Source organism: Thalassolituus alkanivorans, from assembly GCF_020447205.1.
In the GTDB taxonomy this organism is placed as follows: Bacteria; Pseudomonadota; Gammaproteobacteria; order Pseudomonadales; family Oceanobacteraceae; genus Venatoribacter; species Venatoribacter alkanivorans.
Genome location: NZ_JAJAEL010000038.1, coordinates 43552 through 62285, shown reverse-complemented (window position 1 = coordinate 62285; position 18734 = coordinate 43552). Strand labels below are relative to the sequence as shown.

At 53.6% G+C, this 18734-nt stretch carries 20 protein-coding genes; 5 read left to right on the top strand and 15 right to left on the bottom strand.

Annotation, left to right across the window (positions count from 1 at the left end):
- From LGT44_RS14755 to LGT44_RS14735, 5 genes are all read right to left on the bottom strand, one after another.
- Window positions 1-1341 (bottom strand): HD domain-containing phosphohydrolase, encoded by a 1341-nt coding sequence (locus LGT44_RS14755; RefSeq protein ID WP_145470795.1) that lies wholly within the window; start codon window positions 1339-1341, stop codon window positions 1-3.
- Entirely contained in the window at window positions 1331-3007 is a 1677-nt protein-coding gene (locus LGT44_RS14750) for a sensor histidine kinase (protein ID WP_230331184.1), read from the bottom strand. Before LGT44_RS14750 ends, LGT44_RS14755 begins: the two co-directional genes overlap by 11 nt.
- 79 nt (window positions 3008-3086) lie before the next feature.
- Window positions 3087-4967, bottom strand: a complete 1881-nt coding sequence (gene dxs / locus LGT44_RS14745) for a 1-deoxy-D-xylulose-5-phosphate synthase (RefSeq protein ID WP_230331185.1) — start codon at window positions 4965-4967, stop codon at window positions 3087-3089.
- 212 nt (window positions 4968-5179) lie between these two features.
- Window positions 5180-6082, bottom strand: a complete 903-nt coding sequence (gene ispA, locus LGT44_RS14740) for a (2E,6E)-farnesyl diphosphate synthase (protein WP_230331186.1) — start codon at window positions 6080-6082, stop codon at window positions 5180-5182.
- Window positions 6082-6324 (bottom strand): exodeoxyribonuclease VII small subunit, encoded by a 243-nt coding sequence (locus LGT44_RS14735; RefSeq protein WP_145470787.1) that lies wholly within the window; start codon window positions 6322-6324, stop codon window positions 6082-6084. The genes ispA and LGT44_RS14735 overlap by 1 nt, the downstream gene beginning before the upstream one ends.
- A 195-nt stretch (window positions 6325-6519) precedes the next feature.
- On the opposite strand from LGT44_RS14735, the gene pomA reads away from it, so the two are divergent.
- From pomA to LGT44_RS14715, 4 genes are all read left to right on the top strand, one after another.
- The gene (pomA, locus tag LGT44_RS14730; RefSeq protein WP_145470785.1) at window positions 6520-7278 is read left to right on the top strand and encodes a flagellar motor protein PomA; all 759 of its coding nucleotides are present in this window, start codon (window positions 6520-6522) and stop codon (window positions 7276-7278) included.
- Between the two features lie 5 nt (window positions 7279-7283).
- The gene (locus tag LGT44_RS14725; RefSeq protein ID WP_145470783.1) at window positions 7284-8264 is read left to right on the top strand and encodes a flagellar motor protein MotB; all 981 of its coding nucleotides are present in this window, start codon (window positions 7284-7286) and stop codon (window positions 8262-8264) included.
- A gap of 17 nt (window positions 8265-8281) precedes the next feature.
- Entirely contained in the window at window positions 8282-8839 is a 558-nt protein-coding gene (locus LGT44_RS14720) for a PilZ domain-containing protein (protein ID WP_145470781.1), read from the top strand.
- Between the two features lie 110 nt (window positions 8840-8949).
- The gene (locus LGT44_RS14715) at window positions 8950-9678 is read left to right on the top strand and encodes a 16S rRNA (uracil(1498)-N(3))-methyltransferase (protein WP_230331187.1); all 729 of its coding nucleotides are present in this window, start codon (window positions 8950-8952) and stop codon (window positions 9676-9678) included.
- A 27-nt stretch (window positions 9679-9705) separates the two neighbouring features.
- Here LGT44_RS14715 and LGT44_RS14710 read toward each other — a convergent pair whose 3' ends face one another.
- The 5 genes from LGT44_RS14710 to LGT44_RS14690 form a co-directional block, all read right to left on the bottom strand.
- Window positions 9706-9939 carry a TIGR02647 family protein gene (locus LGT44_RS14710; RefSeq protein ID WP_225692415.1) on the bottom strand — a complete coding sequence of 78 codons (234 nt, stop codon included), beginning with the start codon at window positions 9937-9939 and terminating at the stop codon, window positions 9706-9708.
- 101 nt (window positions 9940-10040) lie between these two features.
- Window positions 10041-10709, bottom strand: coding sequence for a Frag1/DRAM/Sfk1 family protein (locus LGT44_RS14705; protein WP_230331188.1), 669 nt, complete (start codon window positions 10707-10709; stop codon window positions 10041-10043).
- Window positions 10706-11440 carry a hypothetical protein gene (locus tag LGT44_RS14700; RefSeq protein WP_145470773.1) on the bottom strand — a complete coding sequence of 245 codons (735 nt, stop codon included), beginning with the start codon at window positions 11438-11440 and terminating at the stop codon, window positions 10706-10708. Before LGT44_RS14700 ends, LGT44_RS14705 begins: the two co-directional genes overlap by 4 nt.
- A 36-nt stretch (window positions 11441-11476) precedes the next feature.
- Entirely contained in the window at window positions 11477-12130 is a 654-nt protein-coding gene (locus tag LGT44_RS14695; RefSeq protein WP_145470771.1) for a Frag1/DRAM/Sfk1 family protein, read from the bottom strand.
- 61 nt (window positions 12131-12191) lie between these two features.
- Window positions 12192-13463, bottom strand: a complete 1272-nt coding sequence (locus LGT44_RS14690; RefSeq protein WP_230331189.1) for a bifunctional O-acetylhomoserine aminocarboxypropyltransferase/cysteine synthase — start codon at window positions 13461-13463, stop codon at window positions 12192-12194.
- Window positions 13464-13642: 179 nt separating this feature from the next.
- On the opposite strand from LGT44_RS14690, the gene radA reads away from it, so the two are divergent.
- Window positions 13643-15013, top strand: a complete 1371-nt coding sequence (gene radA, locus LGT44_RS14685; RefSeq protein WP_145470767.1) for a DNA repair protein RadA — start codon at window positions 13643-13645, stop codon at window positions 15011-15013.
- Between the two features lie 46 nt (window positions 15014-15059).
- Here the strand turns inward: radA and LGT44_RS14680 are convergent, their stop codons facing one another.
- From LGT44_RS14680 to LGT44_RS14660, 5 genes are all read right to left on the bottom strand, one after another.
- Entirely contained in the window at window positions 15060-15995 is a 936-nt protein-coding gene (locus LGT44_RS14680; protein WP_225692410.1) for a chemotaxis protein, read from the bottom strand.
- A gap of 93 nt (window positions 15996-16088) precedes the next feature.
- The gene (locus LGT44_RS14675; RefSeq protein ID WP_145470763.1) at window positions 16089-16448 is read right to left on the bottom strand and encodes a Na+/H+ antiporter subunit G; all 360 of its coding nucleotides are present in this window, start codon (window positions 16446-16448) and stop codon (window positions 16089-16091) included.
- Window positions 16449-16453: 5 nt separating this feature from the next.
- On the bottom strand, window positions 16454-16738 hold the full coding sequence (locus tag LGT44_RS14670; RefSeq protein WP_145470761.1) for a K+/H+ antiporter subunit F: 285 nt from the start codon (window positions 16736-16738) through the stop codon (window positions 16454-16456).
- A complete protein-coding gene (locus LGT44_RS14665) occupies window positions 16732-17217 on the bottom strand; it encodes a Na+/H+ antiporter subunit E (protein ID WP_230331190.1) in 486 nt (161 codons plus the stop codon). Before LGT44_RS14665 ends, LGT44_RS14670 begins: the two co-directional genes overlap by 7 nt.
- Window positions 17214-18734, bottom strand: a complete 1521-nt coding sequence (locus LGT44_RS14660; protein ID WP_230331191.1) for a monovalent cation/H+ antiporter subunit D — start codon at window positions 18732-18734, stop codon at window positions 17214-17216. The genes LGT44_RS14665 and LGT44_RS14660 overlap by 4 nt, the downstream gene beginning before the upstream one ends.

Here is an 18734-nt window from a genome sequence, read left to right as displayed (position 1 = left end):
TTACTTTTTCGCGGCGGATTCCCGCCGCACGTGCAGTTTGATTTCATGGCCCTCGAACTGCCGCTCCATGGCCTGCAGTTTGGCCACATGACGCTCCGTCAGCTGTGTTCCTTCTGACAGCAGAACCACCCCCGCCGGACTGACCAGATTGCCGGCCAGAATCATACCAACGCGCGCCTCTTTGATGTTGATACGCTCCAGATTCGGCACCACACCTTCTTCAAAGTCATCCAGCACCGTCATAAAGACATCCACCAGCTCGCGGTCGTAACGCTGCCCGGCCATTTTCAGCAGATAGGCTCTGGCGGTTTCTTCATCCAGGGTTTCGCCGAGAAAGTTATGTTCGCGCTGCAGCTCAACATAGTCGCTGACGATACGCAGTATGCGCGCCTCTTTGGGGATGGCATTGCCACTCAGCTTGTCGGGAAAGCCTTTGCCGTTATACAGCTCCATATGTGAGCGGATGATATTGGCGACATTCTGTAAAGGTTCCAGCAGCATCAGGCTGGTCTGGCCATTAATTGTGAAGTGGGCATATTCGTATTTTTCGTTGGCGCTCATCTGAGTCAGCGCCTTGCCCAGCACACTGTCCGGCAGCGATACCTTACCGATATTCTTCAGCAGAGCGGCGTAATAAACGTCCTGAATGGATTGCCCGTCGAGACCGGAAAACTCAGCAAATAATTTGGCCAGCCGCGCCTGACGCTCGCTGCTGCCTTTTTCTTCACCATTACGTGCCTCCATGATGCCAACCAGAATGTGCACCATGCTGTTAAACTCCTGCCGCAACGTGCGGTAAGCGTCACTCAGCTTGGCCTCGGCCTCGCCGACCTGATCGGATTTCTGCTGGTATTTATCCTGCAGCTCACGGTTCAGGCGCGCCAGTTCGGCATTCTGCTCGGTAATATGCGCATTCAGCTTAATATTGGCGGCTTTGAGCTCACGGGTATCCAGCGCTTCGGCCACGATATTGCGCAGCTGATCGTTATCCCAGGGTTTGGATATATAACGATAGATATTGCCTTCGTTAACCGCTTTGATGGCGGATTCCAGGTCGGAGTAGCCCGTCAGCAGAATACGGATCATCTCCGGATATTGTTCAAAGCAATGCTTCAGCAGTTCAGCCCCACTCATGCCCGGCATGCGCATATCGGAAATGATCAGATCAAACTCTTCCTGCTGCAGCAGCTCCACGGCGGCGGCTCCGCTGGTAACCAGCACGACATCGTAGTGACGATGAAATAAGCGTTTCAGTGCCTGCAGCACGGCTTCTTCATCATCCACGATCAGTAAGCGGCCGTGTTTTTCCCGTACCAGAGTCTGGACGTTGTCACTCAGCATGGTTCTTTTCTCCGATCGGCAGAATCAGGGTAAAACAAGCGCCTTTACCGGGAGCGGTCTCAAGCTCAATCCCTCCCTGATGTTCCTGCATCAGTTTGTAGCACAGCGCCAGCCCTAGACCAGTGCCATCTCCTTCCAGTTTAGTGGTAAAAAAGGGTTCGAACACCCGGGATGCAACATTGTTCTCCATACCGGGGCCATCATCGCGGATACTGATACTCAGCACATTCTGATCCAGTGCTTCACTGATATAAATATTGCCGCCACTGCCCTCCAGCGCCTGAATGGCATTGATCAGCACATTCAGTACGACCTGGCCAATCTGCGATGGATTACAGAACACTTCCGGCAGATCAATCAGCTCTACCGTCAGGTTTACGTTGTCGGGCAGTCGGGAACGGGCGATATTGATAATGCTGCTGACGTCATCATTCAGCTGGCACCATTGCATATGTGACTGGGTACGGCTCAGCTTACGCATATCGGCAATAATCTGGGTAACACGTTCGGTACCCCGAATGCAGTCCTGCAGGCGAGAAGGTGCCACACTGGACACATGCGGGATATCCAGACGCTGATAGGCGAGCAGCAGCTCCTGATAGAAATCTGACTTAATATCCAGAAGGTCAGAGGCTTCATCGATGGACTGGACAAAATCGAGCAACGCCTGCAGATCATGGCCCAGTTCTTTCAGGTTGCTGCTGATATAAGCCACAGGATTATTAATTTCGTGGGCAATACCAGCCGACAGCTCTCCCAACCCGGCCAGCCGCTCCGAGAGTTTCAGCCGTGTCTGGGCGTTTTCCAGATCACGGTTCAGACCGCGCAACTGATAATTGCTTTTCAACAGTTCTTTCTGGCTGCGCGCATTCAGCGCCATCTGGGTACGCAGAATATGACTGGTTTCTGCCAGCTCGGCTGAACGGCCTTCAAGCTCACGGCTAACCTGCATACGGCGGCCATACTGATAAAACAGAACAATCAGTAACAGCAGGCTCAGCGCCATAGCAGCACTGGCAGCCGAATATGGCAAATAGGTCTGAAAAAAGTGTCCTTCGATCTGACTGCGATCGAGATAAAGGCTGAATTCCGGTAACAGAAAATCATTGAATACCATCATCTGCTGACGCTGCTGCGGCGCCGGATCGGATAATGGCTGGGCGTGGTACATCACCAGCATCGGAATATCGCCATAACCCATATCGGAGGTGATCTGCTGCAACCATTCATAAAGTTCAAGCCGGACAATCAGGCTGCGCTCTTTCATCGCGGAATGGAGAGTCAGCACCAGACCGGGACGCTCGACCAGACGGCCGGGAATAGTGATATCGGCTTTCAGATCCTGCAGCGACATATGCAGCAACCAGTCGCCGGTAACGGCCAGCTTTTCACTGCTTTCCTCACTGATCAGCATGAACGGCCCCAGCGGCGAATTCTGCCGGTATTGCTGCAGCTCAACATAGCCTGGCGGATGATCGTTCAGCAGTTGTTCGGCATCTGCCAGCAGCTGGTAATACTCACGCAGCGAACGGATGTATACATGCTGCAGTAAATCGTGGGAAACAGCGGCAGTACGTTGCTGCTCTACGCGGACGCTGAGCTCGTAGACTCCAAATCCAATAATGGTGGAAATCAGCAGACTGAGCAGAACATGACGTTTAGCCATGAGTTCCTCTCCCTGGACATTGCTTAAGCTATCAGTAAAGCACTGTCTGGGAGAAAAACGAGGGGTTATTAAAGGTAGATCAGCCTTGCGCCAACCGCGAACGGATGCTGCTGAGGAGACTATCGGTATCCAGCGCAATATCCCGCTGCTGCTGGGCAGGAGAAGCATGCTCGATATAGCGGTCAGGGATGCCCAGAGTCAGTACCGGAATCTGCACATTGGCGGCTGCCAGCGCTTCCAGCACCGCACTGCCGGCCCCGCCCATCACAGCGTTTTCTTCCAGAGTGACCAGCAGGTCATGGTCTGCCGCCAGCTGTAATACCAGTTCGGTATCCAGTGGCTTAACAAAACGCATATCGGCGACGCTGGCATCCAGAGTGGCAGCCACCAGCTGAGCTTCGCGTAACGGCGCGCCAAAGGCGAGAATGGCAACGCGTTTACCTGCAACCGCATTGCCTTCACGACGGATAATGCCCTTACCCAGCGCCAGTGCCTGCATATCTGTGGTTGGCTCAACTCCGGTGCCGCAGCCACGCGGATAGCGCACCGCGGCCGGGCCTTCGTGCTGATAGCCGGTATAGAGCATCTGGCGGCATTCGTTTTCATCTGATGGGGTCATCACCACCATATTCGGAATGCAGCGCAGGTAACTTAAATCGTAGGCACCGTGATGCGTGGGACCGTCTTCGCCGACCAGGCCGGCACGGTCGATGGCAAAGAGTACATCGAGGTTCTGCAATGCGACGTCGTGAATCAGCTGATCATAAGCGCGCTGCAGGAAGGTCGAATAAATCGCCACCACCGGCTTGGCCCCTTCACAGGCTAGGCCCGCAGCCAGAGTTACTGCATGCTGTTCGGCAATGGCTACATCGAAGTAACGCTCAGGAAATTCCTGCGAGAAGCGGATCAGGTCGGAACCTTCACGCATCGCCGGGGTAATACCCATCAGACGCTCATCGGCAGCGGCCATATCGCACAGCCAGTTACCGAACACATTGGAATAGCTCGGCATTTTCACACCAGCGTCGGCATTGCTGCCTTTCAGCGCATGGTATTTGATCGGATCATCTTCGGCCGGCTGAAATCCTTTGCCTTTACGGGTAACCACATGCAGGAAGCGCGGGCCTTTGAGCTTTTTCAGGTTCTGCAGGGTGAGCAGCAGCTCATCCAGGTCATGGCCATCAATCGGGCCATAGTAGTTAAAGCCCAGTTCCTCGAATAAGGTGCCGGGCGCGACCATGCCCTTCATGTGCTCTTCGGTTCGGCGGGCAAATTCCCACGCCGCCGGAATCTTCTCCAGCACCCGTTTACTGCCTTCACGCAAAGCGGAATAGGTACGGCTCGACCAGATGCGGGTGAAGTATTTGTTCAGTGCACCGACATTGTTGGAGATCGACATATCGTTGTCGTTCAGGATCACCAGCATATCGGCTTTAACGTGGCCGGCGTGATTCAGCGCTTCAAAAGCCATACCGGCGCTCATGGCACCATCGCCAATAATGGCCACGGTTTGCTGTTCTTTCTGCTGCGCGCGCAACGCCAGCGCCATACCTAAGGCCGCACCGATAGAGGTGCTGGAGTGGCCCACGCCAAAGGTGTCGTATTCGCTTTCTTCACGCAGCGGGAACGCTGCCGGCCCTTCGGCGCTGCGGATGCTTGGCATCTGCTCACGGCGGCCGGTCAGAATTTTATGCGGATACGCCTGATGACCCACGTCCCAGACCAGACGATCTTCCGGGGTGTTAAATGCGTGATGCAGGGCAACCGTCAACTCGACCACACCCAGACCTGCGGCAAAATGACCACCGGACTGGCCAACACTGTAGAGCAGAAACTCACGCAGCTCAGCACACACCTGTGGCAACAGGTCTGCATCCAGCGCACGCAGCTCGGCCGGAGAGTCAATGCTGTCCAGCAGCGGTGTACTGGGGCGGGAGCCCGGAATTTCAGTCAATGTCATCAGCTTATATCAGCGCGGTCGCGGTATCCGTCGGGAGGGGGCATGTTCAGGAAACAATAAGAACCGTAAACCGTAAGGCAGCCCCGCAAAAGGGCTGCCATTCTAACGGCTGTTGACGGTAATGAGTAGCACTGTGACGTATATGTCCCGGTCTGACAGCTAAGAGACTGTGCTTTTACCCCTGCCACTGCACGAATAAGATTTAACGCAGGTCAGTGATCGCGGTTGATGATGTAATCGGCCAGCTGCGCCAGTACCGAGGTATCACCACCCAGACCAGCCAGTGCCGCATGGGCGTCGGCCACCAGCTCACGGGCTTTGGCCCGCGCACCATCAAGGCCCAGCAATGCCGGATAGGTTGGTTTGTTCAGTGCAAGGTCAGCGCCCTGGGTTTTGCCCAGAGTGACCGTATCACCTTCGATATCGAGAATATCGTCCTGTACCTGAAAGGCCAGACCGACAGCATCGGCATAACGTACCAACGCCTGCTCGGTTGCCTGATCCACCTCGGCGCAGGCGGCATGAGCGCCCATTAACACCGCACTGCGGATCAGCGCACCGGTTTTGTGACGGTGCATGCGTTCCAGCTCGGGCAGCGTCATCGGCTTGCCAACATGGCCCAGATCGATGCTTTGTCCGGCCACCATTCCCGCACCACCGGACCCCTGTGCCAGCAGACGAATCAGGGTCAGGCGTTGTTCTGCCGTTTGCTGTGGTGCATTGGCCAGTACTTCGAAGGCTGCCGTGAGCAGACCATCACCGGCCAGAATGGCGGTGGCTTCATCAAAAGCAATATGACAGGTTGGCTTACCACGGCGCAGATCGTCGTCATCCATGGCCGGCAGATCGTCGTGCACCAGACTGTAGCTGTGCACCATTTCCAGCGCGGTAGCCGCGGCATCCGCCTGCTCCCAGTTACCACCCAGCGCCTGCGCTGCGGCATAGCAAAGAAATGGCCGCAGGCGTTTACCGCCATTTAACACGCCATAAGTCATGGCCTCCGCCAGGCGCGAATCCGCCAGTTGCAGAGCCTGAAGATGCTGATGCAGTTGCTGTTCCAGACGCTGCTGGACGCTCTGCAGCTGTTGCTGCAATGGCTGTAAATCCGGTGCCATCAGGGTTCCTCACCTGCGGCAAAAGGCTGTGCCACGCTCTGACCATTTTGTTCAAGCAGCAGCTGTACCCGTTGTTCGGCAGCACTCAGCGCCTGCTGACACTGACGGGTCAGGCCGATGCCCTGCTCAAAGGCACGTAACGAGTCTTCCAGCGACAGGTCGCCGTTTTCCATACGCACGACCAATTGCTCAAGCTCAGTCAGTGCTGCTTCAAATTCAAAAGGGGCATTTTTACCAGTCATATATCGCGCTCTCCCGGAGAGCGGCCACACTAAACCCAAGGCTCCGGCGGGTCAACCTGTGCGCTTATGGCGGCCCCTGTCTGCCCTCTGGCGGCAAACAAATCAGCCTGCCAACAATTTCGTCAATGCGAAGGAAGATCACGAATGTTTGACTAAACTCAGAGGCAGTGAATGGTTTAGTGGCAAGGAGCATCAGTGGATCTCGCATCGTTAGTTGGGGTAGTCGGCGCCTTTGGCATCGTCGTTATGGCGATGGTTCTGGGCGGCGATATCAGTATGTTTGTGAACGTGCCTTCGATCCTGATTGTGATCGTTGGCAGTATGTTCGCCGTTATGATGAAGTTTGAACTCGGCCAGTTTCTCAGCGCCATCAAAGTCGCCGCCAAAGCCTTTTCATTCAAGCTCAGTAAACCCGAAGCCATTATTGAAGAAGTGGTGGAAATGGCCGGTATGGCGCGCAAAGGCGGCCTGCTCTCTCTGGAAGGCAAAGAAGTCAGTGATGACTTTCTCAGTAAAGGTATTCAGCTGCTGGTCGATGGCCACGATCCGGACGTTGTCCGGACTCTAATGAATAAAGAACTGAAGCAGGCCAGCGAACGCCACGATATTGGTATCACGATTTTTAAATCGCTGGGTGATGTGGCTCCGGCGATGGGCATGATCGGTACACTGATCGGTCTGGTTGCCATGCTGGCCAATATGGACGATCCGAAATCCATCGGCCCGGCCATGGCGGTTGCACTGCTGACCACTCTCTATGGCGCAATGATGGCGACCATGCTGTCGCTGCCAATTGCCGACAAGCTGACGCTGCGTAAAAACGAAGAAGACCGGCTGAAAGCTATGATTATTGATGCGCTGCTTGCCATTCAGAGCGGCCAGAATCCACGCGTTATTGAAACCATGTTGCAGGCCTATATTCAGGAAGGCAAACGCAACACATCAGGTGATTGAGCATTATGGCCGCTGAAGAAGAACAGGAATGTCCACCCTGTCCGGCCGGTATTCCCGGTTGGGTAATGACCTTTGCCGATCTGATGTCACTGCTGATGTGCTTTTTCGTGCTGCTGCTGTCATTTTCAGAAATGGACGCCTTAAAGTTTAAACGCCTGGCCGGTGAGCTGCGCGAGGCTTTTGGCGTGCAAACGGTTGTGAACGTCAGTGATCCACCAAAGGGAACCAGTATTATTGCCCGTCATTTCAGTCCGTCGATTCCGGAGCCGACGCCTATTAATGAAGTCCGGCAAAAAACCAGCGATATCACCAAAAGCTCACTGGAAGTGTTGTGCCAGGATGAAGTTACCCAGCAGGAAGAGCGCCAGGGCGATCAGGGGCAGCAAACCCGTGAGGTCGTGGTTCCCAAAGAAGATATTGAAAATAAAAAGACCGAAGCTGAAGCCATGGAAGTGGCAGCCAAACTGGAAAGCGAAATAGCGCAAGGTCAGCTGGAAATCGAAACCGTGGGTAAGAAAATTATTATCCGCATCGAGCAGCGCGGCGCTTTCCGCTCAGGTTCGGATTATATCGACGATAAATTCCTGCCGGTTATCGATAAAATCCGTGAAGTGCTGGTAACACTTCCGGGACGGATTTCCGTTGAGGGACATACTGATGATATTCCGGTTGCCGGTGGCCGCTACCGTTCCAACTGGACGCTGTCTTCCGCCCGGGCTGCAGCCTTTGCCGAAGAGTTGTTTGTCGCACCGGAACTGGACTCCAGCCGTTTTCAGATTGTCGGCCATGCCGATACTCAGCCACTGGTACCGAATACCGATGCTGAATCCCGCGCCCGTAACCGCCGGGTGGAAATCGTGATTCTGCGTACCCACGAAAATGACGATGACGATGTTCCGGAAATACAACCGGAAGACGGACAGGTAAAAGATGCGGTAAATGCCCGGCCCGAAGACTTCGAGCTGAGCCCTGACGAAATATTCTGATTGGGATAATAAAAATAATGGAAGAGAGACGCCGCTTTTTTCGCCTTGATGATGAGGTGGTGATGGATTTTCAGGCCATCACCCAGGATGAATTCAGCCACTGGAAAGAGAATCACAGCCAACAGAAGAGCGAACTGAAGCAACTGGAACAGGATATCGGCAATCTGATTCATCAGGTGCGTTCGGTACATCCGGCAATTGGTCAGGTGCTCGAATTACTGAACCGCAAACTCAATCTGCTGAACGGCAACAGTACCACTCACCCGGAGCTCAACCTGTCGATGACGGAAGCCCGGGTAAGGGTCAACCTCAGCGCCTGTGGTATGGCCTTTAACACCGACGCCGACCTGCGCGGCAGCAGCCACCTGCTGTTTAACCTGCAGCTGAAACCGTCCAATGCCATTCTGTCTCTGGCGGGTAATATTGTTTCTATCGATGACAGCGGTGAAAGCGATGCTCCTTATATGGTGCGGGTTAACTTTGAAGGCCTGAAAGAAACCGAGCAGGAACTGCTGATTCAGCACCTGTTCCAGCTGCAAAGCCGGACCTTACGCCAGCAACGCGATCACGAATAAAATACCAGCGCCGGGCCAGCCTGGCGCCGCCCGATTCTCTGTCCACTCTCTGATTTCTGCACTTTTTTGTTATCATGCAGAGCTCTACCTTCTGCAGGAATCCGTTCATTATGTCCGGCCCCCGTATTTATTCTGCCGCCGCTCTCAGCAGCGGTCTGCGCACTGAACTGGATGATCAGGCCTTTGCCCACCTGATCCGCGTGCTGCGCATGAACGACGGCGATCCTGTCCGCCTGTTTAATGGTGACGGCCATGAATACGCCGGACAACTGTGTGATGTGCAGAAAAAAAGTGCGTCGGTGCTGGTTGGCGACATTCTGCGCAGTGAAGCAGATACCCCACTTAAGCTGCAACTTGGGCAGGTGGTATCCAAAGGTGACCGCATGGATTTCACTATTCAGAAAGCGACCGAACTGGGCATCAGCGATATTACCCCGCTGTGGAGTGAGCGCTGTGAAGTCCGCTTAAAAGGCGAGCGACTGGATAAAAAAATGGAGCACTGGCAGAAAGTGGCGATTTCTGCCTGTGAGCAGAGTGGTCGTAACCGCATACCAACCATTAATCAGCCGCAATATTTTGCCGACTGGGCAAAAAACAATAACGCCGATGTGCGTCTGTTACTGCATCCTCACCGGCAGAAGCCACTGCGTGACTATCCGCAGCCGGCAAGCGTCGCCCTGCTGGTCGGACCAGAAGGTGGATTCAGCGAACAGGAAGTGGAAATGGCCATGAGCAGCGGCTTTGCCGGACTGACACTGGGCCCGCGAATTCTGCGTACCGAAACCGCAGCCCTTGCAGCGCTGAGCGTGTTTCAGTTTCAGTGGGGAGATTTCAGCTGAGCAGACGCTCAGCTGAGATTTCAGAACTCAGCCGCGCAATATCTGTAAAACGTTCTGCACATGCTCGGCGGCATCCAGTCCCAGACTGGTGAGATAACCACCATCAGCCTGATCAATCAGGCCTTTATCAAACAACCGCTGTGCAGCAGCGACAATTTCCGGCGCGGCATCAGAATGTACTTTAATTCCCTGCTGCATGCTGTGCAGATCAAACTGTGCCAGCAGATTCATCTCCTGCAGTAAATCCTGAGAAATCGGCATAGGGTCTGTCCTCTTGTTCTTGTCAGTGAGCGGTTTCAATACACCCGCCAGGAAAACACAGCATAAACCGCTGCCGCCGCCGGAGCTATGATTCCGGTCAGTTATTCTGTATCTGTCAGGCGAAAATCCGCCCAGTCACGATAGCTGGTCAGGTAAAACAGCCCTATCAACAACGCCATCCACCATTCAACCACGTTTTTCCAGCGATCATCGCTATCGGCAACCTGCAGCACGATCATTACCCCAAGGAAAAACCACTGGGCATACACCAGAATAAATTTCTGCGGCAGGCTGGAACCAATATCCACACCACGCTTGGCCAGATGTTTCAGCCAATAGGTGATACGCGTCTGTACCGCCAGTGAAATCAGGAAAAATAAAGCCGCACCAACGGTATGCAATATCCAGGGTAAATTGCCTTTATCGGGCCTTAATACGGCCGTTGCGATAATCAGGCAGACCGAGCTGATAATGCCGGCGGTTACCATATAACGTACCGTCCAGATCGGCCGTTCAGGAGCAATTTCAATCAGCCAGGCCTGCATGCAGTACCACCAGACAATAAACAGAACGCAGGCAGCAATTAAACCACCGCGAAAAATAAACGCCTGCGGATCGGGGATACCTGTAGCGGTAATGCTGGTACATCCGGTCAGATAAGGAATACAAATATCGGTTACCCCCCAGGCCATGCTCAGCGCCAGAGTCAGCCAGAAGGTGAGATGTGATAACCAGAAACTGCTTAAGGCAATGCGTTGCGGTAAAGTCATGCGGTCACCTCCTGCAGAGTTTCATCCTGTTGCAACGCCAGCTCTTTTTCCCGCCGGGTCAGACGGAAATCGCGCCAGTCATGGAAGGTAGTGTAAAAATATAAGCAACTGAAGGTTGCCAGCCACCATTCAAAAATCTCTTCCACGCCATCGGTTTTTAAATCCAGCAGCAGAATCAGTACAAAGGCTGCCAGTAATAACAACTGCAAAACCGCCAGAATCTGTTTGCTGGCAATACGGCTGAATTTAATATTCAGCTCACGCTGCAACTGACGCATACGCAGCGTCATCATGATCTGGCACAACGCCGTTACCAGAAAAAACAACCCCGCCGTCACCGTGTGAAAACGCCATAAAAAACGATGATCAGAAGGCGGCAGCATATGCTCTCCCAGCACCGCAATGGAGGCGATCAGCAGCATGCTGGCAATAATGGCGAAAGTAACAATACGGTGAATCCACGGATGATGTTCAGGGCGGCCAACACTTTCCAGCCAGGCGCGCACGCAATACCACCAGAGAATAAACACTACGGCGGCACTGATTAACCCGGCGCGGAATACATAGGCCGCCGGATAATAAATACCGGTCGCGGTAATGGTGGTACACCCCTCAAAATAGGGAATACACCAGGGCTTATGTCCGCCCTGCACGGTAAGAAAATAACTCAGCGCAATGGTAATTATTGGCAGCAGGCAAGCTACCAGCGCCGTTCGTTGCGGTAAGGTCATAACAACATCCTTGTTCCGTTATTTTACAGTTGCGGTTTAATAATGACTGAGACGAACCCGTTGCCAGTCCCAATAAGAGGTCAAAAAGTACAGGCCGATAAAGAGCGTGGCCCACCACTCGATAATGCGTTTGCCGTTACTCATTTCCACGCCAACAGTCACACCGGCAAAGGCGACAAACATAAGCCAGAGAATCGCCATCAGTACGCTTTTGGCGATAAACGACGGCACTTCCAGTCCGGCCTTACGGGCGCGGAAAATCAATACATAGTTAATTGTCAGAGCAATCAGCATGCCCTGAAAAAACAGATTCGCGCCACGCACATGCACACCCCAGCGGGTTGCGTCTTTTTCCGGTACCAGCACCGCAGTCCCGACCAATAAACCAACAGCAGCGATCACACCAAAAAACTGCATGGCATTTAAAGCCATACGGCCACTGTGTCCGGCCAGCCAGGTACGCATTACCTGCCACCAGACAATAAAAAATGCACAGCCGGCAATCATGCCACCACGGAAAATAAATCCGGCATCGCCTTTCATTCCGGTATGGGTAATGTCAGTACAGCCATCAAAGAAAGGATTACAGGCAACAGCAGTACCTTCGTTTACGCCAACGGCATAAGTCACGGCAATGGTGCCGAGTGATAGTACTGTGCAGATCAGGGCAATAAACTGACCAAAAGACATAACCAAAAAACTCCGGAGAATGTCCGGCGCACAGCGCCGGACGTTTTCAGATACAACCTGCTCAGAGAGCAGCTTTCAGCGCCTGCTCAACGTCGGCAATGATATCGTCAACGTGCTCGATACCAATCGACAGACGGACCAGATCGGTGCTGACACCGGCGGATGCCAGTTCTTTTTCATTCAGCTGACGGTGTGTGGTGGTTGCCGGATGACAGGCCAGACTCTTGGCATCACCGATATTCACCAGACGCTTGATCATCTGCAGGGCATCAATAAATTTAGCGCCGGCTTCGGCACCGCCTTTGATACCAAAGCTGAGAATCGCCGATGGCTTACCATTCAGCATACGCTGTGCCAGTTCGTGGTATTTGCTGGTTTTAAGGCCGGCATAATTCACCCAGGAAACCTGCTCATGGGCGGCCAGGTATTCAGCCACTTTTTGCGCGTTTTCCACATGGCGATCCATACGCAGAGCCAGAGTTTCCAGCCCCTGCAAAATCATAAAGGCATTAAACGGCGACAGGGCTGCACCCATATTGCGCAGCGGCACCACGCGGGCGCGACCGATAAAGGCCGCTTCACCAAAGGCATCGGCATACACCACGCCGTGGTAAGACGGATCAGGCTGGTTAAAGTGCGGGAAGCGTGGGTTATCTTTCCATGGGAATTTACCGGAATCGACAATCGCGCCGCCAACGGTGGTACCGTGACCACCGATGTATTTGGTCAGCGAATGCACCACAATATCGGCACCGAATTCAAACGGACGGCACAGGTAAGGGGTGGCAACGGTGTTATCGACGATGACCGGTACGCCATGCTTATGTGCCATATCGGCCAGCGCCTGAATGTCCACCACGTTACCCGCCGGGTTACCGATCGACTCACAGAATAATGCGCGGGTTTTATCGTCAATTAACGCTTCCAGTGCAGCAACGTCATCACCGGAGGCCATGCGTACTTCGATGCCCTGCTGCGGGAAGGTGTGGGCAAACAGGTTATAGCTGCCGCCGTATAACTGGCTGACGCTGACGATGTTATCGCCGGCACGGGCCAGGGTCTGGATGCTGGCGGTAATGGCGGCCATACCGGATGCCATGCACAGTGCGGCGATACCGCCTTCCATCGCCGCAACGCGCTGTTCCAGCACATCGTTGGTCGGGTTCATGATGCGGGTGTAAATGTTACCCGGCTCTTTCAGGTCAAACAGGTCAGCACCGTGCTGAGTATCGCGAAAACTGTAAGAAGTGGTCTGATAAATAGGCACCGCAACGGCACGGGTTGTCGGATCATCCGCAAAGCCGGCGTGAATCGCCTGAGTTTCAATTTTCATGCTGATCTTATCCTTATTGTCAGGTTTGACGGAAAGCAGGGAGTTTAACAATTTGTACCGCGCCGCCATAGGGAGAATGCAGCCTCTTTACCGAGCCTGACGATGAACACGTAACGGCCCTGACGCTGAACGCGCAATGCCTTACACTCTCCCCTTCCGCTTATTGCACAGAAATCGCTATGGCCAAGAAAAAAACCGCTTACGTCTGCAACGACTGTGGCTCTGAACACGCCAAATGGCAGGGGCAATGTACCGACTGTGGTGCCTGGAATACGCTGCAGGAATTTGTTGTATCGTCATCCAAAACTCCGTCCCGTGATGCCAGTTACGCAGGTTATGCCGGCGCCGCGGGCAGTCAGGGAATTCAGCGTCTGGCCGATGTTGATCTGGCCGAAGTACCGCGTATCAGCAGTGGCATGCTGGAATTTGACCGGGTACTGGGCGGCGGTCTGGTGCCGGGCTCGGCCATTTTAATCGGCGGCCATCCCGGTGCTGGTAAGTCCACACTCCTGCTGCAGACTATGTGCACGCTAGCCGGGAATATGCCCGCTTTATACGTTACCGGCGAAGAAAGCCTGCAACAGGTAGCCATGCGTGCCAAACGTTTAGGCCTGCCAACCGACCAGCTGAATATGCTGAGTGAAACCAGCGTCGAGCGCCTGCTTAATACCCTGCAGCAGCATAAGCCGAAGATTGTGGTGATCGACTCGATTCAGGTGATGCACGTTGAAGGCGTGGAATCGGCGCCGGGCAGCGTGTCACAGGTACGCGAAAGCGCCGCCGCCCTGACCCGCTACGCCAAACAAACCAACACCGTATTATTTCTCGTCGGCCACGTGACCAAAGACGGAACCCTGGCCGGGCCGAAAGTACTGGAGCATATGATCGACTGTTCGATCATGCTCGAAGGCTCCGGCGACAGCCGCTTCCGTACCCTGCGCGGTATTAAAAACCGCTTTGGTGCCATTAATGAGCTGGGCGTCTTTGCCATGCTCGACAGCGGCTTAAAAGAAGTCAAAAACCCCAGTTCGATCTTTTTAAGCCGCAGCGAAGAGCCCGCCGCCGGCAGCGTGGTGATGGTGATCTGGGAAGGTACGCGGCCGTTGCTGGTCGAAATTCAGGCGCTGGTCGATGACAGCCACTTTGGCCATCCTAAGCGGGTGGCCGTTGGCCTCGACCAGAACCGCATGAATTTATTGCTGGCAGCACTGCATCGCCATGGTGGCGTGCATCTGGGTGACCAGGATGTGTATATCAACGTAGTCGGAGGGGTAAAAGTCGGAGAAACCGCTGCCGATCTGGCCTTGTTGCTGTCTGCGTTATCCAGCTTCCGTAATCAGCCATTGCCGCAGGAGTTAATCGTGTTTGGTGAGGTGGGTTTATCCGGAGAAATCCGGCCGGTGCCCTCCGGTCAGGAACGCATTAAAGAAGCCGCCAAGCATGGCTTTACCCGCGCTATCGTGCCGAAAGCCAATGTTCCGCGTCAGGCAATACCCGGCATGACCATTATTGGTGTGGATAAATTACAGGAAGCCATCAACGCCGTTTAACAGCAGCGCTGATAAGCCGGCAGGAAAGTCGTCGCAGGAATCCGTTTTAATTCTGGCGACGGCTTTCCACGCCGGGAATCACATCGCCACGCTCAACCTGCTCAGCGCCGCGCAGCATGGCATGAATCAGCTCGGCGGCATCAAATTTCGTCAGCGCTTCGTTGGCACCCACCTGATGGGCACGGTCGACGCTGATTTCGCTGGAAAGCGAGGTGTGCAGAATAATGTACATGCCCTGAGTCGTGCTGTTATTACGCACTTCAAAGGCCAGTTCATAACCATCCAGCCCCGGCATCTCAATATCGCTGACCAGAATATCGAACGGTGTACCGCGTGCTGCAGCTTCGGTCAGCAGCGTTAACGCCTGCTTACCATCGGAGCAAACCTCAAACGGCACATCGACATGATTCAGTGCTTCCGCCAGCTGCCGGCGTGCGACGCTGGAATCATCCACCAGTAAAATAGGATGCGCGCGTAAGCGGCTCTGCTCTTCACGGCTGATATCAGCATGCAATGCTTCTTCGTCGGCCGGAAAGATGGTCGACAGCACCATTTCAATATCCAGCAGCTGAATCAGCTTCTTGTCATATTCAATAATACCGGTGGAATAAATATGCCGCCCGGCAGCACTGGGGGGCGGGCTGATATTGCGCCAGCTGTAATCAATAATGCGGTCAATTTTACGCACCAGAAAACCGACATTCTGGCGTTGGCAGTCGGTAATAATAATAAAGCAGTCTTTCATTTCTGCCGGACTGACCGGGCGATAACCAATAGCAGCCGCCAGGTCGATTACCGAAATAGTAACACCACGGATATAAGCCGTTCCGGCAACAACTGCATGGGATTGTGGAATAGAAGTTAATGGCTGCCAGGGCACAATTTCTTTTACTTTAAGAGTGCCGAGGCCAAAGGTCTGCCGTTCGTTGATTTTAAACAGCAGCAACCCCTGGGATTGCTGGTACTGACTGCCATTACGCATGTTGATTCCGGTGGTGATTTGCCCAGACGGCAGAATCTTCTCAGACTATATACTGATAAGTATAGCAATGATCTGTAATCTGCCCGGCGAAAATCACTCCGGTGTTTTCTGCTCTGCCGCCTTCGGTGCCAGTTGTGCATTTTTGCTGTGATCAAGCAATTTCACCCGGCGATGCAGTGCCGCCTTGGCCAACATATGTGCAGATACCGGCGCGGTAATAAACAAAAACAGGCTGATGACCAGCTCATGAATGCTCAAACGACCATCGCGCATGGTCGTCAGTACCATAGAGGCCAGCAGAATCGCGCCAATACCCATTGTGGTCGCCTTGGTTGGTGCATGCAGGCGGGTAAAAAAGTCAGGCAGTTTCAACAGGCCGACAGAGCCGACAAAAACAAAGAAACCACCCGTTAACAACAGCACCGCAGCGATAATATGTACTACAGATTCCATAAGCATTACTCGATAATGTCGCCACGCAACAGGTATTTACACAACGCCGCCGTGCTGACAAAACCCAGCATGGCAATCAGCAGTGCGCCTTCAAAGTACAGGGCCGAACCGTTATACAGGCCAAGCAGGATAATCAGCGCAATGCTGTTTATGTAAAGCGTATCCAGAGCCAGAATACGGTCAGTGATATCCGGACCACGCAACATACGCCAGATATTTAAAATCAGCGCCACCACAACCAGAGTCGATGTCAGTAAAACGGCACCCTGCAATATTGTCAGGCTCAGCATGAAAATATCTCCTGCAGGGGTTTTTCGTAATGCTGCTTAATATCGTTAATCAGTGCCTGCTCATCGGTAATATGCAATGCATGAATATACAGCCACTGTTTATCTTCGGAAAAATCCACACTCACCGTACCGGGAGTCAGGGAAATCGTACTGGCTAAAACCGTCAGCGGAAAATCCCCCTGCAGTGCCAGGGGAAAAGCAACAAAGCCCGGCTGCAGGCTCCGGTTGGATTTCAGCACCCGCCGTGCGACATCAATATTGGACAACACAATATCCAGCAACAGACGCAGGACATAACGGATAACCACCAGTGGCTTTCCGGCCCGGTTCTGATGATCCGAATAAGGTGCGGTTAATAGCGGAATAAGCCAGGCGAGAAAGCCACCGAGAACAAAGTGCCCGGCAGAAAAACCATTCAGCAACAGCCAGACCAGCAATAGCAGCAAAGTGTGCAGTGGCATCGGTAACCAACGTTTCATTTCAGCACCTCCTGCAATGTACTTACCGCCGGACTCAGCGGCTGGGGTAACCGGTGTAGTTCATTGGCAGCGGCGATTGTCATATCTGTCAGAGCACCACCCCAGATCACCATCAAAGGCGACGTCAGCAATAACACAATGATCGCTGTAATCTGCAGCGGATGTGCCATAACCTGATTTTGTGACGTTCCCTGCACACGCCAGAATAAAGTGGTACCCGCGCGGGAAAACATAATCAGCGCTGCCAGACCGGAAATAAGCAGCGGCGGCCAGATCCAGGCAGCGTCTGCTCCCGCACCCGCAGCCTGCAATAACATGATTTTGCCGACAAAGCCGGACAGCGGTGGCATACCGATTAATGCCAGAGCTGCGATAAAAAATAAGCCGCCAAGCAGTGCCGGCTGATTCACCGGACGCGAACGCACAAAACGATCCTGTGCCTGCCCGCGCTGTTCATGTACAAGGCCCGCAATCAGGAACAAAGCAGCGGCCATCAGCGTGCTGTGAATTAAATAATACAACCCCGCGGCGGTTGCCTGCGGAGTATTAAGCGCAATCGTCAGCAGTAATGAACCCGCAGAAACCACCACCAGATTAGCCGCCAGCATTTTCAGTGTCTGGCTGGCCAGCAAAGCGATAATGCCGGCAACCAACGTTGCCAGTGCCAGCGGCCACAACCAGCTGATGGCAATATTTGCCAGTTCACCACCAAATTCACCGAACACCGCCGTATGCACGCGCCAGATACTGTAAATGCCCACCTTGGTCATAATGGCAAACAACGCGGCAACCGGTGTAGAGGTATGGGCGTAAGTGCGCGGCAGCCAGAAGTGCAGAGGTAATAACGCGGCTTTAAGACCAAATACAACCAGTAATAACAGCCCGCCCGCTTTTGCCAGTGCGACATCTTCACTGTTTAACTGCGCAGCCTTATGCGCCATATCGGCCAGATTGAGCGTGCCGAAAGTGGCGTAAATAATTCCCAGACCAAAGAGGAAAAAGGCCGAGCCCACCAGATTCAGAAACACATAATGTACGGCAGCCTGAGTCCGCTGCTTACCACCGCCATGGATCAGCAACGAGTATGAAGCGATCAGCAGAATTTCGAAGAATACGAAGAGGTTAAATACATCGCCGGTTAAAAATGCACCGTTAATCCCCATCAGCTGAAACATAAACAACGGATGGAAAAAAGGTCCTCGCTGATCATCGCCGGCGCAGGCGTATAAATGCACGGCAAAGCCCAACACTGCACTTAACAGCAACATAATGGCCGCCAGCTTATCGTTAACCAGAGCGATACCAAACGGCGCCTGCCAGTTACCCATCATGTACATTTGCGGTTCGTGCTGCAGGCTTTGCTGCAACAGCAGCACGGCACTGGCCAGCAGCAGAATATTGACCAGAAATACGGTCACACGCTGGCGCTGAACATGCCCATGCAGTGGTGGCAGCAATAAAAAGATACCTGCCAGCAGAGGCAATAAAACCGGGAAAAAGATCAGATGCTGCAGCAT

What these genes read in the sequence shown, in the direction of transcription:
- LGT44_RS14710 (WP_225692415.1), bottom strand. Translation starts at nt 9,939, where the DNA reads ATGCCGATTTCTCAGGATTTACTGCAGGAGATGAATCTGCTGGCACAG.
- LGT44_RS14735 (WP_145470787.1), bottom strand. Translation starts at nt 6,324, where the DNA reads ATGACTGGTAAAAATGCCCCTTTTGAATTTGAAGCAGCACTGACTGAG.
- LGT44_RS14720 (WP_145470781.1), top strand. Translation starts at nt 8,282, where the DNA reads ATGGAAGAGAGACGCCGCTTTTTTCGCCTTGATGATGAGGTGGTGATG.
- LGT44_RS14725 (WP_145470783.1), top strand. Translation starts at nt 7,284, where the DNA reads ATGGCCGCTGAAGAAGAACAGGAATGTCCACCCTGTCCGGCCGGTATT.
- LGT44_RS14755 (WP_145470795.1), bottom strand. Translation starts at nt 1,341, where the DNA reads ATGCTGAGTGACAACGTCCAGACTCTGGTACGGGAAAAACACGGCCGC.
- LGT44_RS14695 (WP_145470771.1), bottom strand. Translation starts at nt 12,130, where the DNA reads ATGTCTTTTGGTCAGTTTATTGCCCTGATCTGCACAGTACTATCACTC.
- ispA (WP_230331186.1), bottom strand. Translation starts at nt 6,082, where the DNA reads ATGGCACCGGATTTACAGCCATTGCAGCAACAGCTGCAGAGCGTCCAG.
- LGT44_RS14660 (WP_230331191.1), bottom strand. Translation starts at nt 18,734, where the DNA reads ATGCTGCAGCATCTGATCTTTTTCCCGGTTTTATTGCCTCTGCTGGCA.
- LGT44_RS14700 (WP_145470773.1), bottom strand. Translation starts at nt 11,440, where the DNA reads ATGACCTTACCGCAACGAACGGCGCTGGTAGCTTGCCTGCTGCCAATA.
- LGT44_RS14665 (WP_230331190.1), bottom strand. Translation starts at nt 17,217, where the DNA reads ATGAAACGTTGGTTACCGATGCCACTGCACACTTTGCTGCTATTGCTG.
- LGT44_RS14670 (WP_145470761.1), bottom strand. Translation starts at nt 16,738, where the DNA reads ATGCTGAGCCTGACAATATTGCAGGGTGCCGTTTTACTGACATCGACT.
- dxs (WP_230331185.1), bottom strand. Translation starts at nt 4,967, where the DNA reads ATGACATTGACTGAAATTCCGGGCTCCCGCCCCAGTACACCGCTGCTG.
- LGT44_RS14715 (WP_230331187.1), top strand. Translation starts at nt 8,950, where the DNA reads ATGTCCGGCCCCCGTATTTATTCTGCCGCCGCTCTCAGCAGCGGTCTG.
- LGT44_RS14675 (WP_145470763.1), bottom strand. Translation starts at nt 16,448, where the DNA reads ATGGAATCTGTAGTACATATTATCGCTGCGGTGCTGTTGTTAACGGGT.
- LGT44_RS14750 (WP_230331184.1), bottom strand. Translation starts at nt 3,007, where the DNA reads ATGGCTAAACGTCATGTTCTGCTCAGTCTGCTGATTTCCACCATTATT.
- radA (WP_145470767.1), top strand. Translation starts at nt 13,643, where the DNA reads ATGGCCAAGAAAAAAACCGCTTACGTCTGCAACGACTGTGGCTCTGAA.
- LGT44_RS14690 (WP_230331189.1), bottom strand. Translation starts at nt 13,463, where the DNA reads ATGAAAATTGAAACTCAGGCGATTCACGCCGGCTTTGCGGATGATCCG.
- LGT44_RS14680 (WP_225692410.1), bottom strand. Translation starts at nt 15,995, where the DNA reads ATGCGTAATGGCAGTCAGTACCAGCAATCCCAGGGGTTGCTGCTGTTT.
- LGT44_RS14705 (WP_230331188.1), bottom strand. Translation starts at nt 10,709, where the DNA reads ATGACTTTACCGCAACGCATTGCCTTAAGCAGTTTCTGGTTATCACAT.